We start from the raw sequence: 2,654 nt of genomic DNA, 5'->3' as shown, positions 1-2,654 counted from the left end.
CGCCGCCCGCAGGACGTCGCCGCCTTCGGCCCGCTCCAGCGCGACCTGCTGCGCTCGGCCATCGAGGCCACCCGGATCGGCGGCGTGGTCGGCTACGCCACCTGCTCCCCGCACCTCGCGGAGACCCGCGCCGTGGTGGACGACGTCCTGCGCACCGAGGGCGCCCGCGTCGAGTGGATCGACGCCCGCCCCCTCCTCCCCGGCGTCCCCGCCCTCGGTGAAGGCCCCGACATCCAGCTCTGGCCCCACCTCCACGGCACCGACGCGATGTACCTGGCCCTGCTACGCCGCACGGCGTAGCCCGCCCGGCGGCCGGGCCGGGATGGGATGGGGTGTGGGCGTCCGGTGCCGGCTCCGCCTGTTTGGCGCGGGTGCGATGAGCCTGGCTTTGGTGCGCCGCACGGCGTAGCCCGCCCGGCGGCCGGGCCCGAGTGGGTCTGGGGCGTTGCGGCGGGCTGGGCGTCCTGTGTCGGCCTCGCCGGTTTGGCGCGGATTGTGATGGTCCTGGCCCTGCCGGGCCGCGTGGCGCCCGGCCCGGCTGCCCGCCTTGGACGCGTGTGGGGACGTTGGCGTTGCGGCGGCCTGGGTCGGGTGGGTGGGGATTGGCGGGCTGGGCGAGGGCCTGGGCGTTCTGTGCCGGCCTCGTCTGGTTGGCACGGATGCGATGCGCCTGGCCGGGCTGCGCCGTATGGCGGCGCGGCCGGGGTGGATGGGGTTCGGTGAGGGGCTGGGCTGTCTGGCGCGGATGCGGTAGCCCTGGCCCTGGTGTGCTGTACGGCGTAGCCCGCTCGGTGGCCGGGCCCGGGTGGGGCCTGGGGCGTTGCGGCGGGCTGGGCGTCCGGTGTTGGTCTCGGCTGCTTGGCGTGGATGTGATGGTCCTGGCCCTGGTGCCCGGCCCGGCGGGGACCTCCGCCGGGCCGGGCATGCCGTGGGGGGCGTCGGCTTGGCGGTCGTCCTCAGGTGGTGGGGCGAGCCGGGTGGGGCGTGCCGTCGGGCTCGTGCCTGGTGTTCGGGCAGGCCGGTTGGTGCTGCGTGGTGGGGTTCGGGGAGGGCCTTGCTTGCTAGTGGGCGGTTAGGGCGGGGTGGGGGAGGGTGGGGGTGGTGACGGCGTCGCGGACCAGGTCGCGTAGCCAGCGGTGGCCGGCGTCCTGGTCGTTGCGGGGGTGCCAGGCCATGCTGAGGACCACGTCGGGCAGGTCCAGGGGGAGGGGGAAGGTGGTCAGGCCCAGGGCTTCGGCGGTGGGGGTGCCGAGGCGGGCGGGGGCGAGGCCGACGAGGTCGGTGTCGCGGAGCAGGAGGAGTGCCGCCGGGTAGCTCGGCACGCTGGCGACGACCCGCCGGGAGAGGCCGAGTTGGGCGAGCCGCTGGTCGACCTGGGCGGGGCCGCGGCCGTGTCGGGAGACCGTGAGGTGGTCGGCGGCGGCGAACTTCTCGGCGGTCGGGGGTGTGCCGTCGCTCAGTGGGTGGCCGGTGCGGGCGATGCCCACCAGGCGGGTGGTGGTGAGGGGTTCGGTGCGGGTCTCGGGGTCGAGGTGGTCGGTGACGCCGACCTCCAGGTCGATCAGGCCGTCCCGCATCGCGCTGGTGCCCTCCAGGTCGTCCCCGAGGAAGCGCAGGGTTACGCTCGGGGCCTGGGCGCGGACCGTCGCCAGGAGGGTGGCGCCGATCGTGGTCAGCAGGATGTCGCCGGTCTGGAGGGTGAAGCGGCGGTTGAGTTCGGCGGGTTCGGCCGCGGTGGGCGGGATCAGCAGTGCCTGGCCCCGGCTGACCAGGGCGCGGACCTCGGAGCGCAGTTCCACCGCGCGCGGCGTCGGCACCAGCCCGCGGCCGGCCCGGACCAGGAGCGGATCGCCGAGGACCCGGCGCAGCCGCCCGAGCGTGCGGCTCATCGCCGGGGCCGAGGTGTGCAGCCGTTCGGCGGCGCCGGTCACGCTGCCCTCCTCCAGCAGGGCGTCCAGGGCGACGAGCAGGTTGAGATCGAGGTCCGGCATGGGGTTCTCCGCGGGGGGTCGGTCGGCTGGGTGGGGGTGTGGGGGGAGGGGTGACCAGAGGTGGAAAGTGTGCTGGCCTGGGTTTCGCGGGAGCGCATGACGACTCGGCATCTAGCGTCGATCGCCACAACTCCCCTGGGGAGTAAAGGATCTGACGTGACGATTGACAATGGCATGTCGGTGGAGGCCTGCCAAGGAGGCCGTGTGCCCACCTTCGCGGAGGCCCACGGCGTACGCCGGACGGCGCCCGCAGGTGGTATGGACCACCGGGTTCGCGCCGGTGCGCGCCCGGGTGTTGGGAGGGGAGGAAGGTGGTGACGGTGGTCTCGTACGCGGAGTGGCGGCCGGCGCTCGCGCCGGGGCGGCAGGTGGCCTGCCTGTGGGTGCGGCGCAACGGCCGGGGGGCGTCCTACGAGCAGCTCGTCGTACCGGACGGGTGCGTGGATCTGGTCTGGTCGCAGACGGGACTGGAGGTGGTCGGCCCGGACCGCGCGCCCCGTAGCGTCGCTGTGCGGGACGGGGCGGAGCTGGCCGGGGTGCGGTTCCGGCCCGGCGCGGCGGGCCTGCTGCTGGGTGCGGTGCCGGTGCGGGAGCTCTGTGACCGCCAGGTGCCGCTGGCCGAGCTGGCCGGCGCGGCGACGGCGGAGCGGCTCGGGGAGCGGC

General features: G+C 75.4%; 2 protein-coding genes and 1 pseudogene. 2 read left to right on the top strand and 1 reads right to left on the bottom strand.

Annotated elements, in window-relative coordinates; translation table 11 throughout:
• Positions 1-300 (top strand): annotated as a pseudogene (locus tag ABD308_RS24885) (rRNA cytosine-C5-methyltransferase); the annotation flags it as partial.
• A 761-nt stretch (positions 301-1,061) separates the two neighbouring features.
• On the opposite strand, the gene ABD308_RS24880 reads toward ABD308_RS24885, so the two are convergent.
• Entirely contained in the window at positions 1,062-1,991 is a 930-nt protein-coding gene (locus ABD308_RS24880; protein ID WP_344338769.1) for a LysR family transcriptional regulator, read from the bottom strand.
• A 314-nt stretch (positions 1,992-2,305) separates the two neighbouring features.
• Here ABD308_RS24880 and ABD308_RS24875 point away from each other — a divergent pair.
• Positions 2,306-2,654, top strand: a 349-nt coding sequence (locus tag ABD308_RS24875) for a DUF6597 domain-containing transcriptional factor (protein ID WP_344338767.1), incomplete at its 3' end; no start/stop codon positions are given.

The organism is Kitasatospora putterlickiae (assembly GCF_039527695.1).
GTDB classification, from domain to species: Bacteria; Actinomycetota; Actinomycetes; order Streptomycetales; family Streptomycetaceae; genus Kitasatospora; species Kitasatospora putterlickiae.
The sequence above is the reverse complement of the archived record's forward strand: the minus strand, read 5'-3'. Positions and strand labels throughout refer to the sequence as shown.

Bases quoted from the DNA above. Each gene is read 5' to 3' on its own strand.
- ABD308_RS24880 (WP_344338769.1), bottom strand. From the start codon at position 1,991: ATGCCGGACCTCGATCTCAACCTGCTCGTCGCCCTGGACGCCCTGCTG.